The organism is Vibrio sp. MMH1-50 (genome assembly GCF_022347645.1).
Lineage (GTDB): Bacteria > Pseudomonadota > Gammaproteobacteria > Enterobacterales > Vibrionaceae > Vibrio > Vibrio harveyi.
In genome coordinates this window covers 1-20,631 of record NZ_JAKRGG010000020.1, presented here as the reverse complement: position 1 = coordinate 20,631, position 20,631 = coordinate 1, and the positions used below count along the sequence as shown (strand labels likewise).

General features: G+C 44.3%; 23 protein-coding genes. 12 read left to right on the top strand and 11 right to left on the bottom strand.

What is annotated here, in order from left to right:
- Nucleotides 1-39 precede the first annotated feature (39 nt).
- The 6 genes from yfcE to MHO32_RS15215 form a co-directional block, all read right to left on the bottom strand.
- Nucleotides 40-585: a phosphodiesterase gene (yfcE, locus tag MHO32_RS15240; RefSeq protein WP_069686885.1), complete on the bottom strand. Its 546-nt coding sequence runs from the start codon at nt 583-585 to the stop codon at nt 40-42.
- A gap of 71 nt (nt 586-656) precedes the next feature.
- A complete protein-coding gene (locus tag MHO32_RS15235; RefSeq protein ID WP_005446371.1) occupies nt 657-866 on the bottom strand; it encodes a hypothetical protein in 210 nt (69 codons plus the stop codon).
- Nucleotides 867-1,026: 160 nt separating this feature from the next.
- Nucleotides 1,027-1,434, bottom strand: coding sequence for a CBS domain-containing protein (locus MHO32_RS15230; RefSeq protein ID WP_009698597.1), 408 nt, complete (start codon nt 1,432-1,434; stop codon nt 1,027-1,029).
- The gene (locus MHO32_RS15225) at nt 1,431-1,781 is read right to left on the bottom strand and encodes a P-II family nitrogen regulator (protein WP_005451557.1); all 351 of its coding nucleotides are present in this window, start codon (nt 1,779-1,781) and stop codon (nt 1,431-1,433) included. Before MHO32_RS15225 ends, MHO32_RS15230 begins: the two co-directional genes overlap by 4 nt.
- Nucleotides 1,771-2,562: a DUF1538 domain-containing protein gene (locus MHO32_RS15220; RefSeq protein WP_005451556.1), complete on the bottom strand. Its 792-nt coding sequence runs from the start codon at nt 2,560-2,562 to the stop codon at nt 1,771-1,773. Before MHO32_RS15220 ends, MHO32_RS15225 begins: the two co-directional genes overlap by 11 nt.
- Complete coding sequence (locus tag MHO32_RS15215) at nt 2,559-3,293, bottom strand: DUF1538 domain-containing protein (RefSeq protein ID WP_005451555.1); 735 nt, start codon at nt 3,291-3,293, stop codon at nt 2,559-2,561. Before MHO32_RS15215 ends, MHO32_RS15220 begins: the two co-directional genes overlap by 4 nt.
- Nucleotides 3,294-3,553: 260 nt before the next feature.
- Here MHO32_RS15215 and MHO32_RS15210 point away from each other — a divergent pair, with 260 nt between their 5' ends.
- The 7 genes from MHO32_RS15210 to MHO32_RS15180 all read left to right on the top strand — a co-directional run bounded on the left by MHO32_RS15210 (nt 3,554) and on the right by MHO32_RS15180 (nt 9,005).
- Nucleotides 3,554-4,471, top strand: coding sequence for a TIGR01777 family oxidoreductase (locus MHO32_RS15210; protein ID WP_005451554.1), 918 nt, complete (start codon nt 3,554-3,556; stop codon nt 4,469-4,471).
- A gap of 37 nt (nt 4,472-4,508) precedes the next feature.
- A complete protein-coding gene (locus MHO32_RS15205; RefSeq protein WP_239212810.1) occupies nt 4,509-5,336 on the top strand; it encodes an SDR family oxidoreductase in 828 nt (275 codons plus the stop codon).
- Between the two features lie 74 nt (nt 5,337-5,410).
- A complete protein-coding gene (locus tag MHO32_RS15200; protein WP_009698600.1) occupies nt 5,411-5,593 on the top strand; it encodes a hypothetical protein in 183 nt (60 codons plus the stop codon).
- Between the two features lie 199 nt (nt 5,594-5,792).
- Nucleotides 5,793-6,647: a thioredoxin family protein gene (locus tag MHO32_RS15195; protein WP_017818943.1), complete on the top strand. Its 855-nt coding sequence runs from the start codon at nt 5,793-5,795 to the stop codon at nt 6,645-6,647.
- Nucleotides 6,648-6,804: 157 nt separating this feature from the next.
- The gene (locus tag MHO32_RS15190; protein WP_005451550.1) at nt 6,805-7,719 is read left to right on the top strand and encodes an SPFH domain-containing protein; all 915 of its coding nucleotides are present in this window, start codon (nt 6,805-6,807) and stop codon (nt 7,717-7,719) included.
- Between the two features lie 9 nt (nt 7,720-7,728).
- Nucleotides 7,729-8,190 (top strand): NfeD family protein, encoded by a 462-nt coding sequence (locus MHO32_RS15185; protein ID WP_017818942.1) that lies wholly within the window; start codon nt 7,729-7,731, stop codon nt 8,188-8,190.
- Nucleotides 8,191-8,822: 632 nt separating this feature from the next.
- Nucleotides 8,823-9,005 (top strand): hypothetical protein, encoded by a 183-nt coding sequence (locus MHO32_RS15180; RefSeq protein ID WP_009698603.1) that lies wholly within the window; start codon nt 8,823-8,825, stop codon nt 9,003-9,005.
- 40 nt (nt 9,006-9,045) lie between these two features.
- On the opposite strand, the gene MHO32_RS15175 is transcribed toward MHO32_RS15180, so the two are convergent.
- The 3 genes from MHO32_RS15175 to zipA all read right to left on the bottom strand — a co-directional run bounded on the left by MHO32_RS15175 (nt 9,046) and on the right by zipA (nt 14,033).
- Nucleotides 9,046-10,452 (bottom strand): hypothetical protein, encoded by a 1,407-nt coding sequence (locus MHO32_RS15175; protein ID WP_005451547.1) that lies wholly within the window; start codon nt 10,450-10,452, stop codon nt 9,046-9,048.
- 511 nt (nt 10,453-10,963) lie between these two features.
- Entirely contained in the window at nt 10,964-12,976 is a 2,013-nt protein-coding gene (gene ligA, locus MHO32_RS15170) for an NAD-dependent DNA ligase LigA (protein ID WP_005451546.1), read from the bottom strand.
- 88 nt (nt 12,977-13,064) lie between these two features.
- Nucleotides 13,065-14,033 (bottom strand): cell division protein ZipA, encoded by a 969-nt coding sequence (zipA, locus tag MHO32_RS15165; protein WP_005451545.1) that lies wholly within the window; start codon nt 14,031-14,033, stop codon nt 13,065-13,067.
- 249 nt (nt 14,034-14,282) lie between these two features.
- Here zipA and cysZ point away from each other — a divergent pair, with 249 nt between their 5' ends.
- The 5 genes from cysZ to crr all read left to right on the top strand — a co-directional run bounded on the left by cysZ (nt 14,283) and on the right by crr (nt 19,196).
- Nucleotides 14,283-15,026 carry a sulfate transporter CysZ gene (gene cysZ / locus MHO32_RS15160; RefSeq protein WP_005451544.1) on the top strand — a complete coding sequence of 248 codons (744 nt, stop codon included), beginning with the start codon at nt 14,283-14,285 and terminating at the stop codon, nt 15,024-15,026.
- 166 nt (nt 15,027-15,192) lie between these two features.
- Nucleotides 15,193-16,161, top strand: a complete 969-nt coding sequence (cysK, locus tag MHO32_RS15155; protein WP_005436896.1) for a cysteine synthase A — start codon at nt 15,193-15,195, stop codon at nt 16,159-16,161.
- A gap of 298 nt (nt 16,162-16,459) precedes the next feature.
- The gene (locus MHO32_RS15150) at nt 16,460-16,717 is read left to right on the top strand and encodes an HPr family phosphocarrier protein (protein ID WP_005436894.1); all 258 of its coding nucleotides are present in this window, start codon (nt 16,460-16,462) and stop codon (nt 16,715-16,717) included.
- 139 nt (nt 16,718-16,856) lie between these two features.
- Nucleotides 16,857-18,581, top strand: a complete 1,725-nt coding sequence (gene ptsI, locus MHO32_RS15145) for a phosphoenolpyruvate-protein phosphotransferase PtsI (RefSeq protein WP_005451541.1) — start codon at nt 16,857-16,859, stop codon at nt 18,579-18,581.
- Nucleotides 18,582-18,686: 105 nt separating this feature from the next.
- Nucleotides 18,687-19,196: a PTS glucose transporter subunit IIA gene (gene crr, locus MHO32_RS15140; RefSeq protein WP_005425608.1), complete on the top strand. Its 510-nt coding sequence runs from the start codon at nt 18,687-18,689 to the stop codon at nt 19,194-19,196.
- 98 nt (nt 19,197-19,294) lie between these two features.
- On the opposite strand, the gene MHO32_RS15135 is transcribed toward crr, so the two are convergent.
- On the bottom strand, nt 19,295-20,419 hold the full coding sequence (locus MHO32_RS15135; RefSeq protein WP_239212808.1) for a flagellin: 1,125 nt from the start codon (nt 20,417-20,419) through the stop codon (nt 19,295-19,297).
- Between the two features lie 114 nt (nt 20,420-20,533).
- Nucleotides 20,534-20,631, bottom strand: a 98-nt coding sequence (locus MHO32_RS15130; RefSeq protein ID WP_253804769.1) for a flagellin, incomplete at its 5' end; no start/stop codon positions are given.

Below are 20,631 nucleotides of genomic sequence, written 5' to 3'. Positions count from 1 at the left end.
CCATTCGCTCCCTTTATCTTTTCTTTACTCGCAAGGCTATTAAATCGTAGTTTGTGCTAGTACTTCGCCTTCTGGAGTTTGAACCGTTAGCGTATTACCTTCGAGTAAACCATAACTGCGTGGTAAGCCATTTCTCGGGAACGTCATTGAGCCCGGATTGAAAATGATGGCACCATCTTGCATCTCTGCCACAGGAACATGAGTATGACCATGGGCAATGATGTCGCCCTCACGCAACGGCGGTCGCTTTGTGGTGTTGTATAGGTGACCATGAGTCAAGAACATACGCTTGCCGGACTCTAACAGAAGCCACGCATACTCCGTCATCATTGGGAAATTTAACAGCATCTGATCCACTTCACTGTCGCAGTTACCGCGCACAGAGATAATGCGATCACTGTATTGATTCAGCAATTCTGCCACTTGTGGTGGGTTATAGCCTTCTGGTATTGGATTTCTTGGTCCGTGATTAAGCGTATCGCCCAATAAGATTAGGTGCTCTGCACCAGAGGCTAAATAAAGCTTGATGGTTTCTTCTGTGGCTGGCAAAGAACCGTGCAAGTCTGAGGCAAAAAATAGTTTCACGACATCGTCTCCTCAAAATGTATGAGGGTATTCTACGGCATTCCTATAGAAGCTCAACCACAGTGAAACCTCTAATGACCACGCAACATTTCCACCAGCATCGGAACCAGGTAGAACCACGCGACATAACCAACGCCCACTAAGACAATCATCCAGAAAATGAAGGACAAGAACTTTGACTTAGCAAGATGGTTAAGTGGATCTGGCTCTCCGCAGCCAGGACAAGTATGAGCTCGTTTTGAAATTTGTTTCTCGCACACAGGACAAGCAACTAGCGGCATGACATGACATCCTCAATTATTTCTTTAATTCTCAAAGGATAAGCCTCAGATCGAGGATATGCAATGGCACTAATACGCTAATCTTCTTAGCTAGGCAAAATGTCGCTGACCTGAGAAATTATCTTTACCAGCAGCGCGCGAACCACACTCAAAACCGTCGCTATACTTCTTCCCGAGCCATACCATTGATAACAATATTGTTATAACTCACCATGCCAATGACCTCTCCATTTTCAATGACTGGCGCGCGGCTGATACCAAAACGCTCAAACAAACGCGCACAATATTTCACATTCATATTGGGGTCGACGGTTAACGCAGGTTTGGTCATGATTTCATAGATGTTGGTGCGTTGTGGTGAACGGTTTTTTGCCAACACTTTTTTCGCTATGTCGTTCATTAAGACGATGCCATATTCATCATCGTCATCACGCTTTTTCACCACCAGCGCTTTCACTTCACTCTTCCTCGCTAGCGTGATCCCTTCGTGAACCGTAATCAACCCATCGACAATGATGTATGTTGCCGCCATTACGTCTCTGACTCTAATCAGCTCATGACTACTCATAACTCATCCTCTACCACTTTAGTTAGCTTCTCGACTTGGTGTGCGACACCGACAGCATCCTCGACATCAATCTGCACGGCAATCCCTTGACCGGATTCCTGATCGAACTCTCCAACGTCACTGATGGTTTCTAAAATGTGTCTCGACAAATGCTCCTCTACAACAAATAACAGCACATCTTTTTGCACCTCCAAGGTTAATCCAAAGAAAGTTCGTTTCTGGTTTAAACCTTGTCCTCGGGCATTGTTGATCACCGTAGCCCCCGTAGCTCCTGCATCTCTTGCTGCATCGAGCACCTTGTCGGTTTTGCTGTCTTCAACAAAGGCCAAAATCAATTTAAAGCGCATTTTCTTTTTCCTCCGCGGTTCCTTTATTCAACCACTGGGTAATCTGGGCATAGCCCATCACAGAAATCATTGGAAACAGGCTGGCAAACGCTATCAAGCCAAAGCCATCTATCATTGGGTTTCGTCCTGGTACGGTTGAAGCTAACCCCAACCCAAGCGCGGTCACTAAAGGTACGGTCACCGTCGAGGTAGTAACACCGCCTGAATCGTAAGCCAAAGGTACAATCAACTTTGGCGCATAGAAGGTTTGAATCACCACTACGATGTAACCGGCGATAATGTAGTAGTGAATAGGATCACCAACGACAATCCGATAGCTGCCTAGAGCAATACCAACTGCCACCCCCAAAGCAACGGCAACGCGCAATCCATTCACACTAATACTGCCACCAGAAACCTGATTTGCCTTTATCGCCACTGCAATAAGAGAAGGCTCTGCGATTGTCGTGCTGAAACCGATAAAGAAAGCAAAGATATACACCCAGTAGTAGTCTACCCAACTTAAGGCTTGACCGATGGATACTTTAAACTCGCGTAGAAATGCAGGGGCAGTAAGCTGCGTTGCCATGGTTTCACCCAACGGAAACAGCGCCATTTCTAACCCAAGCAAAAACAGCGACAAACCGAGGATAACGTAGGCAAATCCAAGCAGGACTTTAGGCAAGTTAGAGATGGGACGTCGTAATACTGCAAGCTGGAAGCCAAAAATAATGGTCGCTATCGGGATCACGTCACTGATAGTAGAAACAAAGGTATCGAAGAAGTGCTCAAACGAAATCATGCCACCACCATCCCGTATACCATCACAAACATCATTGGTAGCAATGAGGCAAAGGCGATCAAACCAAACCCATCAATCATAGGGTTTCGCCCTTTAATCGCGGAAGCGAGCCCAACGCCAAGCGCTGTGACCAAAGGAACCGTGATGGTGGATGTCGTCACTCCTCCAGAATCATAAGCCACCCCAATGATTGATTCAGGCGCAAATCCCGTTAGTATCACAACGCCAATATAACCGCCTATGATCATGTACTGAATCGGCCAGCCCTTGAGAATTCGCAACACGCCGAGCACAATCGCTACACCTACCGACAAGGCAACCGTTAAGCGTAATCCATCTGCGTACTCTTCCATAGATTGTTCTGTATTGGCAATCATGCCCCCTTCAGCCGCAACTTCTGATGCTTCCTCTGCAACAGCGGTCAAGGCTGGTTCTGCAATGGTGGTACCAAAACCCAAGCAGAACGCAAAGATCAGTAACCAGAAAACGCTGCCTTTATTAGCAAACGCTTGTGCCATATTTTCCCCAATGGGAAACAAACCAAGCTCTAACCCAAAGATAAAGAAGGTTAAACCGAGAATAACCAGAAGAAGACCAAATAGAATAGAGACGAGATTAGGCAGCGGTTCCTGAAGTACGACCAACTGAAAAAAAGTGATGACAATAACAATAGGTAGCAAGTCACGAGCACTACTGAGCAACGCTCTAAATAGAGCAACAAATGCCTCCATACTCCCTCCTACCTACTGACTGTTATTCTCCTTTAAGTTCAGCATGACACAGTTTCCCTAAGCTAAGTGTGAGCTTTGCTAAAGGCTTGATAACATTTTGTTACATTCTTTCAAATTGTGAACTTCGCATCGCTTCCCAACAAAATGCTTCTAACTCCTTAGGAACTAATAATAAAATCGACACTGCAAGTCATTGATATGATCACGCTAGGCGTATAACGACTATAATGTTTGAATAGTTTTACCATCAAAGGGATGACATGAAGATACTACTGACCGGCGGCACAGGCTTTATTGGCTCAGAGCTACTTAAGTTACTGACCACTCACCAAGTCATTTTGCTTACGCGTAACCCAGAGCAAGCAAAACAAAGACTTAATCATGCCGATGTCGGTAATATTGAATATCTCGACTCCCTTGATTCACTTGAAGATCTTAATGATGTTGATGCCGTGATTAACCTCGCAGGTGAACCGATCGCAGACAAGCGCTGGAGCAAGGAGCAGAAAGAGATCATTTGTAACAGCCGTTGGAAGGTTACCGAACGTATTGTCGCACTGATCCACGCAAGTACAGAGCCACCATCGGTGTTCATCAGTGGATCTGCCGTTGGTTATTACGGCGACCAGCAAGACCATCCTTTTGATGAGTGCTTACACGTCAATAGCGAGGCGTTCGCTCACTCCGTTTGTGCTCGTTGGGAGCAGATAGCAAAACGCGCAGAATCCGAACAAACCCGAGTATGCTTGTTGCGTACTGGCGTTGTCCTTGGTCCAAATGGTGGCGCACTTGCCAAAATGATTTTGCCTTACAAACTAGGTTTAGGGGGACCATTGGGTAGCGGTAAACAATACATGCCATGGATCCATATTTTGGATATGGTTCGTGCCATTATGTACTTGCTTGAAACGCCACACGCTCATGGTGAATTCAACTTATGTGCTCCCCACCCTGTTAGCAATCGAATCTTTAGTGGCACACTGGCGAAAACGCTAAAACGTCCACATATTCTCTTCACCCCTAAATGGGTGATGAATATGGCGATGGGAGAATCCTCTTGCTTACTGTTTGATAGCATTCGCGCCAAACCGAAAAAGCTGACCGAATTGGGTTTTCAATTCAGCTACTCTCGCGTCGAACCTGCACTCAAGAACTTGCTTCAAGATCGAAGTTATTGAATCATAAGGCTCACTATACTTTCGTGAGCCCTCTAATATGAAAAAATCCATTCTTATCACCGGATGCTCCACTGGCATCGGCTACGTTTGTGCCCATGCTTTGAAAAAAGAGGGCTTCCACGTGATTGCCTCCTGCCGGCACGAACAAGATGTCGAACGCTTAACAAGCGAAGGACTAACCTGTATTCAATTGGATCTTAACGATTCTGAAAGCATCTCTTCGGGAGTCAAGCAAGCATTAACACTAGCCGACGGAAAGTTATATGCCGTATTCAATAACGGGGCATATGGTCAGCCTGGCGCGCTAGAAGACTTGCCGACAGAGGCGCTCCAAGCTCAGTTTCAAACCAACTTTTTTGGCTGGCATCAGTTAGTCAGAGAAGTACTGCCACATATGCGCAAACAGGGTGAAGGAAGAATCATCCAAAATAGCTCTGTGCTTGGGTTTGCAGCCATGAAATATCGTGGTGCCTACAATGCCTCTAAGTTCGCACTCGAAGGCTGGACCGACACACTACGTTTGGAATTGATGGACACCAACATCAAAACCGCACTGATAGAGCCGGGACCTATTGAAACCCAATTTAGACATAATGCATTAAAAGCCTTCGAGCGATGGATTGATGTCGAGAACAGCCCACACAAAGCCGCTTACGAAGGTCAGAAGCAGCGTCTAGATAACGACAAGTCGAACAATAGATTTGTGCTTCCTGCAGAATCTTGCATCGAGCCAGTGCTTCATGCGCTCACAAGCGATAAACCAAAAATCCGCTACCGCATTACAACGCCAACTAAAGTATTTGCCGTGTTAAAGCGCCTATTACCGACGCGTATTCTTGATAAGATTCTGCAACAAGCAGCATAAAAACTTTTTATCACAATGTAATTTTACCGTAACAATGTGATGTCATTATGAGCATGTAGGTTAAGAAAGCCTCAATGTTCGAATCAATTTCTAAGTTAGTATCTTCATCTATCGAGCCTGAACACGATGTTGATACTCACTTTAGATTTGGTATCGCCACCCTTTCTGTTTTGTATTTACGCGAGACAATAATGACATTAAATCAGCTCAACTGGCTTAGTGTGGGTGTAGTGTTGACTGTGTTCATCCTATTTTGATACCTCACCCAGCACACAAAGATAATGTCTAACAAGACTCCCTAATTCGTGCTGGAATAGCCAAAGTTTTATAGCACTTTCGCTTGCTATCAGGATTACGCTGCTTCGGCAGCGTTTTTCCTTTCTATCGCTTGAATTTCCCAAATATCAACTCCATATCTACAATCAACGACAAGAAACAAAAAGCAAGGACACTCTGATGCAATCCCCATTTATCGTTGAGTTAACAGAACAAAATTTCCGCGAGACTCTTGAAGGGTCAATGAACACGCCAGTGTTGATCCACTTCTGGGCGAGTGCTCAACCAGAAAGTGCGCAAGTGATCCCTGAGCTACAAATGCTAACTCAACAATACAACGGTGCATTCACCCTTGCTCTATTGAACTGTGAGCAGCAACCAGCTTTAGCATCACAGTTTGGCGTACAAGTCTTACCAACTATCGCGTTGTTTATGAACGGTCAAGCGGTAGATGGTATGGGTGGTCCTCAGCCGATTGATGCCATTTCAGCCATGCTGCAAAAACACCTCCCAAGCCAAGACGAAATGCAGTTAAAGCAAGCAAGCGAGTTGCTCCAACAAGGCGAACATGCTCAAGCTCTAGCTATTTTGCAAACCCTTTCAGAAGATCTGCAAAACCGCGGTGATGTAAAACTAGCGATGGCAGATTGTTTGCTAGAAACCAAACAATTTGAATTGGCACAAACGCTATTGAGTGCAATCCCACTGGAATATCAAGATAACTACTATAAGGGATTGATTGCCAAGTTAGATCTGCACCTCCAAGCGGCAGATAGCCCAGAGCTTCAACGCCTTGAACAAGAGCTAGCCGCAAACCCAGATAACTTCGAATTGGCATGTGAGCTTGCAGTTCAATACAACCAAGTTGGTCGCGATGAAGAAGCGTTGGAGCTACTTTGGAATATTTTAAAAACCAACCTCGGCGCACAAGACGGTGAAGTGAAGAAAACTTTTATGGATATCTTAAGTGCATTGGGTCAAGGCAATGCATTAGCAAGTAAATTCCGTCGTCAGTTGTACTCTATTCTCTACTAATTAAAGTACTAACCTGCTGAATTAAAAATATAAAAAGGTCGGATTAATCCGGCCTTTATTCTGTCTATAATTTATCGAGGCTCTCATTTCTACGATTGTGTCATAAGCCTAAATGAGTAAAAATGAAACAAACATTATGCACTTAAGGGAATAGAACATGCCAATCGACTCATTGATCACCATCGGGATCTTAGTTGTACTAGCCATTATTGTCCTCGCTTCTGGGATCAAAACCGTACCACAAGGGAACAACTGGACCGTCGAACGCTTCGGACGTTATACCCACACCTTAAAGCCAGGTCTAAACCTAATCATTCCTTTCGTTGATCGCGTAGGTCAAAAAGTCAACATGATGGAACGTGTACTGGACATCCCGGCACAAGAAGTCATCTCAAAAGACAATGCGAATGTTGTTATCGATGCAGTCGGCTTTGTCCAAGTCATCGACGCAGCCAAAGCGGCGTATGAAGTCAACGATCTAGAACACGCTATCCGTAACCTAACACTAACGAACATTCGTACCGTGCTCGGCTCAATGGAATTGGATGAGATGCTTAGCCAGCGTGACATGATCAACACCAAATTGCTCTCTATCGTTGACCAAGCAACCAACCCTTGGGGCGTAAAAGTAACTCGTATCGAGATCAAAGACGTTCAACCACCAGCAGATCTAACAGCAGCAATGAACGCTCAGATGAAAGCAGAACGTAATAAGCGTGCTGAAATCCTAGAAGCTGAAGGGATACGTCAAGCAGAAATCTTACGAGCAGAAGGTCAAAAACAATCGGAAATTCTGAAAGCGGAAGGTGAAAAGCAATCGGCGATCTTACATGCGGAAGCGCGTGAGCGTGCAGCTCAAGCAGAAGCAAAAGCGACTTACATGGTATCTGAAGCAATCGCTAAAGGTGATGTTCAGGCGGTTAACTACTTTATTGCCCAAGGTTATACCGATGCACTGAAGAGTATCGGTCAAGCGGAAAATGGTAAGATCATCATGATGCCGATCGAAGCGACAGGTCTAATGGGCTCAGTCGCGGGTATTGCTGAAATGTTCAAACAAAGTAAGGACTAAGGATTGCCTATGGATTTATTTAGCCTATTAGAAAGCGTGTCATTCTGGCATTGGATTGCGCTTGGTTTAGCCTTGCTCGCTGTAGAGCTATTGGGCACAGCAGGCTATTTTCTTTGGCTAGGCATTTCCGCCCTGATCGTTGGCGCTATCCTATCTTTCTTGCCAATGAGTTGGCAGATGCAGTGGCTTGCCTTTGTGGCTTTCAGTTTGGTTACCACTTGGCTATGGTGGAGAAAGCAATGGTCCAAGGATCGCAAAAGTGATCAAGCCAGAGATCTCAATCAAAAACATAAACAGCTGATAGGTAATATTGTCACGCTCGAAGAAGATTTTCACATTGGAATGAATCGTCTTAGAGTGGCAGATACAACGTGGTCAGCTGAATGCGAACACGAATTGCCGACGGGAACTCGGGTCGAAATTATCGCCGTAGACGGCATAATTTTGAAGGTTAAACCGGTTTCTCGCTGATTTGTGTCAAAATAAAAGGGTGCTCAGCATCCTTTTATTTCCTTTCCATGACTAATGCTTTTATTTCATCTACTTATTTAAATTAACCACAAAAATTAAGTAATAGAAATATTATTAATATTCTCTCCTTTATCAAAACAGATCCTCCTACTAAATTAAAATTTCAAGCACATAGATAAATATATCCCAAGATTTAAAATCTAAATTCATTTTAAAAAATAAAACACTGTTGAATTAATTTTTGATCTTTCTAGGTCTCTATACATACTTAACGCATAAGCATGGCAATTAAATGCTTATATTTTTTTAAGGTAAGTAAGAGGATGTACTATGAAGAAGTGTTTTTTGTTTTTAGCGTGCAGCGCGTTTGCGTTTTCTTCATTCGCCTATAACAACGGGAATGGAGGCACCACAAATCTAGGACCTATCGTTGAATGTGTTTTACCAAGTGGCGATGTTGCCCATCTACCTAGTGAGATGTGCCGCTTTCAAGGTGGTTCATGGGACAACTAAATCGTAGGTTAGATTAAGGAGCAGAACGCTACGCTTTAATATTTCCCACCTATACAACGAACTCAAGTAATTAAGTGAAATTAAAAAGAAAATACATTCTAGATTACAAGGTAAATAATATGAAACTGGTAACTGGATTATTAGTCGCTATCGCTGCATTAATGCCATTGACTTCGCTAGCAAATGGCGCTTCTGGTGGTAGAACATTAGCACCAGAAATAAAGTGTGAATTGCCCAACGGCAACGTACACATGCTTCCTCCCCTATATTGCAAAATGTATGACGGAAAAGAAGTAAAATAAAAAAGGAGCCGATTGGCTCCTTTTTCTTAACTTCTAAATATTAGTGGAAGCTGTATGGGATAAGAACTTGTAGACGTAGGTCTGTCTCATCCGCGTCTGCTGCACCAGCAAACTCGTCACGCTCTAGGATAGTACCGTGTAGACGCACGGTTGTACCTTTAAGAGAACCGCTTTGTAGAGAGTAAGAAACTGTTGCGTTAACTGCGTACTCGCTCTCGTAATCCCAGTCACCAGATGCGCCGCTTGCTGCAGAGTCTGCACCAGAACCGTAGCCGAAGCCTAGGTAGTAGTTCCAGCCGTTACCTTGGTTGTAAGATAGACGGTTGTACCAAGCTAGCTCGCCAGCTTTGTTCCAGTCAGATAGAGCATCCCACCATTGTGACCAAGTACCATTATTCATACCGTAAGTATGGATTGTACGAGGAACGAAATCTGAACGGTTGTCTGTGTCTGTGTAACGTAGTTCAGACATCCAAGACAGTTTACCGAACGATTGGTTTAGAGATAGACCAGTGTGGAAACCTAGACCATCGTATTTCACATCGTCATCAACACCGTAGAAGTCAAATGCAAGAGTAGTACGGTCACTTACTGTGTACTTCAAGTAAGCTTTGTATGACGTGTTATCAGTTTCGTCATGGTAGCTAGTTACTTGACCTGCACCCCAGTCGATACCGTTAGCATATTTAACGCCTGTCGCTTGACCAAGACCAACTTGGAAGAATAGAGCGTCAGTAATGTTACCATTCAAACCTAGAGAGTGTAGGTAGCTCCAAGAAGTGTCTGACCATAGTGCTGGCGCGTAGTCATCTTCGTGTAGCAACCATGGTGCTGTAAATTGGTCTGCACCAAAGTAGCTTAGGTTGAAATCACCCAGCTTCGCGTTTAGTTCGAAACCACGGTAAGTACCTGGTACGAAGCTCCAAACGTTACCGATTGTGCCATTACCACCAGCTTGCAACATACCGAAGCGAGCGTTAAAGTTTTCGCCAGTCTTAAACTTCAGAGCAGCTTTGTAAACTTTAAGTTGATCACCGTCACCTGCACCCCAGTCTAGGTTAGTACAAGTAGAGATCTCGTTACATAGGTAACCGTCTGCGCCTTTCAAGCTATCGTTGTATAGGTCGCCAGAGTAGTAAGCTGCTACGTCTGCACCTAACCAACCATCATGGTAGCCAGAAGTGAAGTCAATGATCGCGTTGTAAGATGAGTAGTTTAGACGGCTCCAGCGGTCGCCATTCTCACCACCAGGTTTACCTGTTGTACGAGTACGAGAACGAGTATCAACAACGAACATTGCATTAAGACTTGAGTCTTGCATAAATTCGTTAACTTTTTCTACATACTCACCACCAGCTGCACTTTCAGTAGATGCTGTAGCCGGAGCTACTGCAACCGCACCAAACATCGCAGCTGTTAACGCTGAAACCTTGAAAAATTTGTCCATGGAAAAAACTCCTAAAAATGGATATAGCTGTATTTTTCTATCTCGCCTTAAGTTGGCCGCCGAAGGAGAGAAGTAAATTCCTGAGTGAACCTCAATATTTCTAAATTGGTTCTTTTTAGTTCCTGCATACACACCGTGTATCCACGCTTCTAAGACTAACTTCGCATCTAAAAACATCCAAATGGAACTTATTTTTTTTCTAAAAAAATATGACCAACGCCAAAGTTCCATATAAGTTGTTGATCCAGATCTTATTTTTAACACCAAAGACACAAATCAAAGAAAAGACTTTAAATATCAACCACATAATGAAAACTCATCCATTCTATTTTGAAGTCGATCGCAGAGTTTTAGTTATAAAAGAAGAATAACGTAAGGAGAGATCCTGATCACTGAAATCAGGAAAAGTGGTATTTGAACGGTTATTGAGTGACTTTTTAATTGCCAAGAAAAAGCCCCAAGCGACTGACACTTGGGGCTTTTAGGTATTTTTTATCTTTTTTGAGGAGAGTTATTTCATCAAATTGAGTAAGTCTTGCTCAGTTTGAATCTCAATTCCAAGTTCTTGAGCTTTCGCTAGCTTAGAACCGGCATTCTCTCCAGCAAACAAAATATCTGTTTTCTTCGAAACACTACCAGTTACTTTTGCGCCTAAATTCTGTAGTGCTTCTTTCGCCTCTGAACGACCTAACTGAGAAAGCGTACCGGTTAACACCACGGTTTTACCTTCCAAAGGTAATTCGACCCCTTCCTGTGGTGTGGCGATTTCTGGCCAGTGAATGCCCTGCGCCAGTAGGTCTTGTACAACCGCTTGGTTTTTCTCTTCGCTGAAGAAAGTGGTAATGTGTTTTGCTACGACCACACCAATATCTTGAACCTCAACCAACTGCTCTTCTGTTGCTTGCTCAATGGTTTCAAGATTCTTGAAATGTTGTGCAAGGTTTGCAGCTGTAGCTTCACCGACTTCTCGGATACCAAGTGAGTACAAGAAACGTGGCAATGTTGTTAGCTTTGATTTCTCAAGAGCATTAACAACGTTGGTTGCCGATTTCGGTCCCATTCGTTCCAAGACAGTCAGTACACCTGCAGAAAGCTTGAACAGGTCAGCTGGTGTTTCGACCATCTCACGATCAACCAATTGTTCAATGACCTTCTCGCCCAATCCGTCTACATCTAGCGCCTTACGAGACACAAAGTGTTTTAACGCTTCTTTACGTTGAGCCTGACATACTAAACCACCAGTACAACGTGTAACGGCTTCACCTTCGATACGTTCAACATGAGAGCCACATACCGGACAAGCATTGGGGAATAGGATCTCGCGCGCCGTTTCTGGGCGACGTTCTTTGATAACAGAGACAACTTGCGGAATCACATCACCAGCACGACGAATCACTACTTGATCACCTACCATCACTTGTAAACGTTCAATCTCGTCTGCGTTGTGAAGAGTTGCATTACTTACTGTGACACCACCAACAAATACTGGCTCAAGCTTAGCTACTGGCGTAATGGCACCTGTACGACCAACTTGGAACTCCACATCATTTAGCGTGGTAATTTCTTCTTGCGCAGGGAATTTATACGCGATTGCCCAACGAGGAGCACGAGCAACAAAACCCAAACGCTCTTGAATTGCAATATCATCAACTTTAATGACGACGCCATCAATTTCATACGCCAAAGCTTCACGACGGTTAAGAATGTCTTGGTAGTAGGCTTTTACCTCTTCCAAGTTATCGACTCGCTTGGTTTCGGGGCACATTGGTAAGCCCCAAGATTTGATTTGTAAGAATCGCTCGTAGTGGCTGTTTGCTAACGTAGCACCTTCAACAACGCCAACACTGTAAGCATAAAAGCTCAATGGACGCGAAGCGGTAATACGTGAATCTAGTTGACGCAGACTGCCCGCCGCCGCGTTACGTGGGTTAACAAAAACTTTCTCGCCTTTTTGACGAGCGATCTCGTTAAGTTTGTCAAAACCCGCTTTTGGCATAAAGACTTCACCACGAACTTCTAGACGTGTCGGCCAGTCTTTACCCTGCAGCTTTAATGGAATTGCGCTGATGGTACGCACATTTTCCGTGATGTTTTCACCAGTAGTACCATCACCACGTGTCGCAGCCTGGACCAAGACACCATCTTCGTACAATAGACTTACAGCCAAACCGTCAAGCTTAGGCTCACAGCAGTACTGTTTGATGGTATGACCGACAACGCGATCTTGAGCGCGTTTATGAAAACCATCCAGTTCCGCATCATCAAAAGCGTTATCCAACGATAGCATCGGCACTTCATGAGTAACTTGGCTGAACTCAGACAGTGGCTGACCTCCTACGCGTTGACTTGGAGAGTCGACGGTAACCAGTTCTGGGTGTTCGGCTTCAATATCCAATAATTCACGCATCATACGATCGTATTCTGCATCTGGAATCTCTGGGTTATCTTCCACGTAGTAACGAACCGCGTGGTAATGCAACGACTCTTTTAGCTCTTCTAGTCGCTGATGTACTGATTCAGACATATTAAAGCCCCGTGTATATTCATTAATGAGGTTGGGAATCTAAGAAAAAGGGCTCCTAACGGAGCCCTATCATTATTTGGTGTTAAGGTTATGCGTTAGCAGCATTAAACTCAACTATTTGACGTCGATATGATGCTAATCGATCAGGTGTCATCAGGTTACGTTGATCATCCAGTACGTTCCCCCCCATATCGTCCGCGACTTGCTGTGCAATACGCAGCATAAGGTTGAAGTTTTGGTCTGCTTCACCATAGCAAGGGAGAGTCATAAAGAAGGAAATACCTTTCGTTGAAAACTCTGCTGGGTCACCGTGCTCTAACGTACCCGGCTGCATCATGTTTGCAACACTGAATAACACTTTACCATTGCCAGACAAGTCCACATGACGATGGAAGATATTCATTTCACCGTAAATCAAACCGTTTTGCTGAAGGCTATCGAATAGCTTAGTACCAATAAATGGCTCTTCGCCTGCACAGTGCACATTTAACACAATCACTTGCATTTCTGGCTCTGGCTTCGGCTCTTCAACCGCTACCTCTGTCATTACAGGCGCAATCTCTACTTCTGCCGATTCTGGTACCACCGTTGTTTCAAATACCGGTTCGATAATTTCTTCTTTTTCCGCGATAGTTTCGTTTTCAGCAAAAGTGTCTACTGACTCTTGTAAAACAGGCTCTACCACGTCTTCTTCTGTTTTTGTCGCAACAAAAGCTGGGATTTCTTGCTCTTCTTTATGCTCTTTCTCTTCTTTTACATCAAGAACATCATCGATCAGAGGATCAGAAGCGAATTTATTATCAAATGAATTCTCCATCCCAAAGTCTGGCTCTTTGCGATCTTTACGGATGATTTCGAAGTCGTCTTCTGGAGCAGGAGCAAAATCACGCTCTTGTTCTGGAGACTCTTTATCCTCTTGGTCAACATCCAACTTACCAAGCGGCTTGTTACCAAATTTTGCTTTGCCTTCTTTTTTGCTTGTCCACAGACCATGAAATAGCAATGCGGCGATGGCTAATGCGCCAACAACAATGAGTACGAATCGCAATTCCTGCATTATTTACTCTCAATCTACTTGTTCTACTACTCGCACATCCTTGAGCAGTAACCCAAGTGCAATAAATCCGAATGATGCTTTTACTTTACCAAAACTATATGTAGGTTTAGAACAACTTAATGCAAGAAGTTCGGTTTTTTGTTGTGATTCTTGCCACGATTCCACTTTACAAGACCCAAAATGTTAGGGCATTGAAAGAAAACCATCCACAGGTACAATGAGTTTTCACTTACACGAAACAAAATAGATATGAAGTTGAATAATCAGCCTAGAACCGGATTCGGTTACTTCCTATATGGGATTCAAATAGCACTCTCTCCGGAGATCCGTCGCTTTGTGGTTTTGCCATTACTTGCCAACGTATTACTCGTGGGTGGCGCGATTTTCTATCTATTCTCCCATCTCGATGTTTGGATCCAGAACTGGATTGGTCAGTTACCAGATTTTCTCTCTTGGCTTACCTACATATTATGGCCAATATTGGTGTTAACTATTCTCGCCACATTCTCTTATTTCTTTAGTACATTAGCTAACTTCATCGCCGCACCATTCAATGGTTTACTCGCTGAAAAAGTCGAAGAGTCCTTAACGGGTCAAAAAGTGAATGATGATGGCATGGCTGCGGTGATAAAAGATGTCCCTCGCGTGCTGGCACGAGAATGGCGAAAATTGCTTTATGTCCTACCAAAAGCAATTGGCTTGTTTCTTCTTCTGTTGATCCCTGCACTCGGGCAAACGGTTGGACCTTTCTTGTGGTTCATCTTCACCGCTTGGATGCTTGCTATCCAGTACTGTGACTATCCGTTTGATAACCATAAAGTGTCTTTCAACGAGATGCGTTACAAATTGAAACAAAAGCAAGGGAAAGCCTATGGCTTTGGAGTGTTGGTTTCGGTGTTTACCACGATTCCAATTCTTAACCTAATTGTTATGCCTGTTGCTGTCTGCGGTGCAACTGCAATGTGGGTGAACGAATTTAAGCATCAACAATAACTCACACTTTCATTCGATACGGGGAGGTTTTAGACGCCTCCCCTTTCATTTTGCTCAATTCTCGACCAACCTCATAAGATATAACTTTTTAATCCTTTTCCCTTTTTTTGAGACCGCATATTCTTCTACTCATATTCACAATATCGTGTAATGAAGGAACATCACTATGAGCAAGATCTACGAAGACAACTCTCTTACTATCGGTAACACACCTCTTGTTCGCTTGAATAAAGTGAGCAAAGGTAAAGTTTTGGCGAAAATCGAAGCGCGTAACCCAAGCTTCAGTGTTAAGTGCCGTATTGGTGCGAACATGATTTGGGAAGCAGAAAAGGCAGGTACTCTTAAGCCGGGCGTTGAGCTAGTTGAGCCAACCAGTGGTAACACAGGTGTTGCACTTGCATTCGTAGCAGCCGCTCGCGGTTACAAGCTCACTCTGACAATGCCAGAATCAATGAGCCTTGAGCGTCGTAAGCTTCTTAAAGCGCTAGGTGCAAACCTAGAACTAACAGAAGCAGCAAAAGGTATGAAAGGCGCGATCGCTAAAGCGGAAGAAATCGTTGCAAGCAATCCAGACAAATACCTTCTTCTACAGCAGTTCAACAACCCTGCCAACCCAGAGATTCACGAGAAGACAACTGGTCCAGAAATCTGGGAAGCAACAGACGGTGAAATCGATGTATTCGTAGCAGGTGTAGGTACAGGCGGTACCATCACAGGCACAAGCCGCTACATCAAAGGTGAGAAAGGCAAAGCCATCACATCTGTTGCAGTAGAGCCAGCAGAATCACCAGTAATTGCGCAAGCGCTAGCAGGTGAAGAAATCCAACCAGCGCCTCACAAAATCCAAGGTATTGGTGCAGGTTTCATCCCTGGTAACTTAGATTTAGAACTTCTAGACCGTGTTGAGCAAGTGACTTCTGAAGAAGCGATCGAGATGGCTCGTCGCCTAATGGAAGAAGAAGGCATCCTAGCTGGCATCTCATCAGGTGCAGCAGTCGTTGCAGCAAACCGACTCGCAGAACTTCCTGAATTTGAAGGAAAAACAATCGTAACAGTTCTACCAAGCTCTGGTGAACGTTACCTAAGTACAGCGCTATTTGCTGGTATCTTTACCGAGAAAGAGAACCAACAGTAATATGTGGTCAAATCAATTTTTCGTTTAAAAAAGCCCCGTTCAGGGGCTTTTTTGTTGATCCCTGCCCCACCTTTGGTAATATCAGGGTGTTTTATTTTTAGGTTCAAAATAAAGAATCTAAACCAAAAAGGTTTCAGTGTAATTACGCACGCAAACAGTTGCGTAATTACCAAACTTTTGACTAGTATCAGTTCTGACACGCTTTGAACTCTCCCGTGCTAGCGCACAAGGTGTAAAGCAGTTAAGCTAAAACTTAGTCACAAACTAACAAAAAAATACATTTATTGGGGTATATCACATGTACGAGAAGCAAGTAGAAATCACAGCAGAAAACGGTCTTCACACTCGTCCAGCTGCACAGTTCGTTAAAGAAGCTAAAGCATTCGACGCGGACATCACTGTGACTTCTAACGGTAAAAGCGCTAGCGCTAAGAGCCTATTCAAGCTACAAACACTAGGCCTAGTAAAAGGTACTCTAGTAACTATCTCAGCTGAAGGCCCACAAGCTCAGCAAGCAGTTGACCACCTAGTTGCTCTAATGGACCAACTACACTAATTCGGTCTCCTATTTCAGAAGCCATTTTGTGAAAGCAAAATGGCTTCGTTGGAAATAGACTCAAAACTAAGCTAAAACTATTCGTTAGCGCACCCATTATTCTCCCGTTTTATAAAGTTGACCAACTTAAGGTAAGGCTATGATTTCAGGCATCCTAGCATCTCCTGGTATTGCAATCGGTAAAGCACTACTACTTCAAGAAGATGAAATTGTCCTAAACACAAACACTATTTCTGATGATCAAGTAGAAGCAGAAGTTGCACGTTTCTTTGACGCTCGTAACAAATCTTCTGCTCAACTAGAAACTATCAAGCAAAAAGCGCTTGAAACGTTTGGCGAAGAAAAAGAAGCGATCTTTGAAGGTCACATCATGCTTCTTGAAGACGAAGAGCTAGAAGAGGAAATCCTAGCACTTATCAAAAACGACAAAATGTCTGCTGACCACGCGATCCACTCTGTGATCGAAGAGCAAGCAACGGCTCTTGAGTCTCTAGACGACGAATACCTGAAAGAACGTGCAACTGACATCCGTGATATCGGTTCTCGTTTCGTTAAGAACGCTCTAGGTATCAACATCGTCTCTCTAAGCGATATTGATCAAGAAGTTATCCTAGTAGCTTACGACCTAACGCCATCTGAAACTGCACAGATCAACCTAGACTACGTTCTTGGTTTTGCTTGTGACATCGGCGGTCGCACTTCTCACACTTCAATCATGGCTCGCTCTCTTGAGCTTCCAGCTATCGTTGGTACTAACGACATCACTAAGCAAGTTAAGAACGGCGACATGCTGATTCTTGATGCGATGAACAACAAGCTCGTTATCAACCCATCTGACGCTGAGCTAGAAGAAGCAAAAGCAGTTAAAGCTGCATTCCTTGCTGAAAAAGAAGAGCTAGCTAAGCTAAAAGACCTACACGCAGAAACAACTGACGGTCACCGCGTAGAAGTTTGCGGTAACATCGGTACTGTTAAAGACTGTGACGGTATCATCCGTAACGGTGGTGAAGGTGTTGGTCTGTACCGTACTGAATTCCTATTCATGGACCGTGACGCACTTCCAACTGAAGAAGAGCAATACCAAGCTTACAAAGAAGTTGCTGAAGCAATGAACGGTCACGCTGTGATCATCCGTACTATGGATATCGGCGGCGACAAAGATCTTCCATACATGGATCTTCCAAAAGAGATGAACCCGTTCCTAGGCTGGCGCGCAGTACGTATCAGCTTGGATCGTCGTGAAATCCTACGTGACCAGCTACGTGGTATCCTACGTGCATCTGCACACGGTAAACTGCGTATCATGTTCCCAATGATCATCTCTGTTGAAGAAATCCGTGAGCTTAAGAAAGCGATCGAAGAGTACAAAGCAGAACTACGCGCTGAAGGTCATGCATTCGACGAAAACATCGAAATCGGTGTAATGGTTGAGACTCCAGCTGCAGCAGCTATCGCGCACCACCTAGCGAAGGAAGTATCTTTCTTCTCTATCGGTACAAACGACCTAACTCAGTACACACTAGCGGTTGACCGTGGTAACGAGATGATTTCTCACCTATACAACCCACTATCACCAGCTGTACTTACTGTGATTAAGCAAGTTATCGACGCTTCTCACGCTGAAGGTAAGTGGACTGGTATGTGTGGTGAGCTAGCAGGTGATGAGCGTGCAACACTTCTACTTCTAGGTATGGGTCTAGACGAGTTCTCAATGAGCGGCATCTCTATCCCTAAAGTGAAGAAAGTTATCCGTAACTCTAACTTCGCAGAAGTGAAAGCAATGGCTGAAGAAGCACTTTCTCTACCAACAGCAGCGGAAATCGAAGCAGTTGTAGAAAAGTTCATTGCAGAGAAAACTCAATAATCAACTAATTCCAATGAGATAGGCGGTTAAAAAAAGTCGTCTATCTCGAAAGATTGGTATACTATAATTCGACAGAATTAAATAAAACGTTAGGAGCATGACACAATGGGTCTGTTTGACAAACTTAAGAAGCTAGTATCTGACGACAGCGCTGACGCAGGTGCAATCGAAATCATCGCACCACTTTCTGGTGAGATCGTGAACATTGAAGATGTGCCAGATGTTGTTTTCGCTGAGAAAATCGTTGGTGATGGTATTGCTATCAAACCTGCTGGTAACAAAATGGTAGCTCCTGTAAACGGTACTATCGGTAAGATCTTCGAAACGAACCACGCGTTCTCTATCGAGTCTGACGACGGTGTTGAGCTTTTCGTTCACTTCGGTATCGATACTGTTGAACTTAAAGGCGAAGGCTTCAAGCGTATCGCTGAAGAAGGTCAAACTGTTAAAGCTGGCGACACTGTAATTGAATTCGACCTAGCTCTTCTAGAAGAGAAAGCGAAATCAACGCTAACTCCAGTTGTTATCTCTAACATGGACGAAATCAAAGAGCTAAACAAGCTTTCTGGTTCTGTTACTGTTGGTGAAACTCCAGTTCTACGTGTAACTAAGTAATTTTTACTTAGCTGAACACGAAAAAAACGCTGCCATTGGCAGCGTTTTTTATTACCTGAAACTTTTGTTCCTGAGCGACATTCATCGCTGCAACCCGCTCAACTGAGCAAGCCAAGTGCCGAGCTCGGTCTCTGCTTCGCTTGGGCTAATAATGCGGTAGTCGCATCTTGCAGCACTTGTGACCGTACCATCTCCGTCGACTCACGAGCAAAATCCGTATCTCGTATCCGCCCTTTTGATTCGGTCACACTCCGGTTCACCGTGTTAAGGTTATCCATCGTGCCGCTAACCCGGTTTTGGAAGCCACCTATTTCACTTCGATGCGAGTCAACATACTTAATTGCTGCATCAATTACCCCAACTGAAAGCTGCGCCCCGCCAACAGTCGACATATCGATGTCGTCCATTGTGACTAAACCACCAGCAGTAACATCAAGCTCATCCGCCAAACTACCCTCTAACGTTACACCTTCAGGTGCATTCAGCGTCGAGGCAAAGAATTGCAGTTCATTGTTTTCAGTCACTGAGGCACTCACTATCGATTGCTGTGCATTGATGTAAGTGGCAACCTGCTCGATGCGATCTCCTAGTTTGAGCCCAATAGATTCTGTTTGGGTTTGCCCTTTACTGTCTTGGTATTCAAATTTAAGGGTTTGATTATCTTTAGTGACTCGCCAATCTTTACCGACTGCATCACCAACATAATGCTGCCCTCCCATCTCCGGGATGTGACTGCGCATATTTCGCAGTGTCAGAGAGATAGAGTTGGCATTCGCACCAATATGGAAGCTTTGCGAGCCGTAAGAACCATCAAACAGGTTTTTATCTGCAAATGTCGTCGTGATCGCGACACGATCAAGCTCATCTTGCAGCGCTACGACCTCGTATTGAATACTTTGCCGATCACTTGAGTCATTACTGCCGTTTGCCGCTTGAAGCCCCAGAGAGCGCAAGCGTTGCAATATATCACTGCTCTCATGCAAAGCGCCTTCTGCGGTTTGTGCCACCGAATACGCATCGTGCGCATTTCTCAAGGCGACATCAAGCCCTCTCGTTTGGACATTAAGAGTATTGGAGATTTGCAGACCTGCAGCATCATCACTAGCGGAATTAATCCGATAACCCGAGGTGAGGTTTCGCTGAGACTCTATGTTTTGCTCAGCCGCATGACTGAGATGTCGCTGCGTCATCATCGCAGTGACATTGGTATTTAAAGAGACCATCTAATCGATACAAACTCCTTGTCACCTATCCTATTCGGTGTCCCTAATGCGTGATTCGAATATGCAAAAAGCCAGGGATGAACCTGGCTTTTGTATCGCGTCGTATTAGGTTGATTAACCTAGTAGGCTTAGCGCTGAGTTAGGCGCTTGTTTCGCTTGCGCAAGGATTGAGCTTGACGCTTGCGATAGAATTTGTGACTTAGTCATTTGAG

Coding starts and splice junctions, on each gene's coding strand:
- MHO32_RS15150 (WP_005436894.1), top strand. CDS start 16,460: ATGTACGAGAAGCAAGTAGAAATCACAGCAGAAAACGGTCTTCACACT.
- crr (WP_005425608.1), top strand. CDS start 18,687: ATGGGTCTGTTTGACAAACTTAAGAAGCTAGTATCTGACGACAGCGCT.
- MHO32_RS15185 (WP_017818942.1), top strand. CDS start 7,729: ATGGATTTATTTAGCCTATTAGAAAGCGTGTCATTCTGGCATTGGATT.
- MHO32_RS15210 (WP_005451554.1), top strand. CDS start 3,554: ATGAAGATACTACTGACCGGCGGCACAGGCTTTATTGGCTCAGAGCTA.
- MHO32_RS15175 (WP_005451547.1), bottom strand. CDS start 10,452: ATGGACAAATTTTTCAAGGTTTCAGCGTTAACAGCTGCGATGTTTGGT.
- MHO32_RS15205 (WP_239212810.1), top strand. CDS start 4,509: ATGAAAAAATCCATTCTTATCACCGGATGCTCCACTGGCATCGGCTAC.
- MHO32_RS15220 (WP_005451556.1), bottom strand. CDS start 2,562: ATGATTTCGTTTGAGCACTTCTTCGATACCTTTGTTTCTACTATCAGT.
- ptsI (WP_005451541.1), top strand. CDS start 16,857: ATGATTTCAGGCATCCTAGCATCTCCTGGTATTGCAATCGGTAAAGCA.
- cysK (WP_005436896.1), top strand. CDS start 15,193: ATGAGCAAGATCTACGAAGACAACTCTCTTACTATCGGTAACACACCT.
- MHO32_RS15230 (WP_009698597.1), bottom strand. CDS start 1,434: ATGAGTAGTCATGAGCTGATTAGAGTCAGAGACGTAATGGCGGCAACA.
- MHO32_RS15195 (WP_017818943.1), top strand. CDS start 5,793: ATGCAATCCCCATTTATCGTTGAGTTAACAGAACAAAATTTCCGCGAG.
- cysZ (WP_005451544.1), top strand. CDS start 14,283: ATGAAGTTGAATAATCAGCCTAGAACCGGATTCGGTTACTTCCTATAT.
- MHO32_RS15235 (WP_005446371.1), bottom strand. CDS start 866: ATGCCGCTAGTTGCTTGTCCTGTGTGCGAGAAACAAATTTCAAAACGA.
- MHO32_RS15200 (WP_009698600.1), top strand. CDS start 5,411: ATGTTCGAATCAATTTCTAAGTTAGTATCTTCATCTATCGAGCCTGAA.
- zipA (WP_005451545.1), bottom strand. CDS start 14,033: ATGCAGGAATTGCGATTCGTACTCATTGTTGTTGGCGCATTAGCCATC.
- MHO32_RS15215 (WP_005451555.1), bottom strand. CDS start 3,293: ATGGAGGCATTTGTTGCTCTATTTAGAGCGTTGCTCAGTAGTGCTCGT.
- MHO32_RS15135 (WP_239212808.1), bottom strand. CDS start 20,419: ATGGTCTCTTTAAATACCAATGTCACTGCGATGATGACGCAGCGACAT.
- MHO32_RS15225 (WP_005451557.1), bottom strand. CDS start 1,781: ATGCGCTTTAAATTGATTTTGGCCTTTGTTGAAGACAGCAAAACCGAC.
- ligA (WP_005451546.1), bottom strand. CDS start 12,976: ATGTCTGAATCAGTACATCAGCGACTAGAAGAGCTAAAAGAGTCGTTG.
- MHO32_RS15180 (WP_009698603.1), top strand. CDS start 8,823: ATGAAACTGGTAACTGGATTATTAGTCGCTATCGCTGCATTAATGCCA.
- MHO32_RS15190 (WP_005451550.1), top strand. CDS start 6,805: ATGCCAATCGACTCATTGATCACCATCGGGATCTTAGTTGTACTAGCC.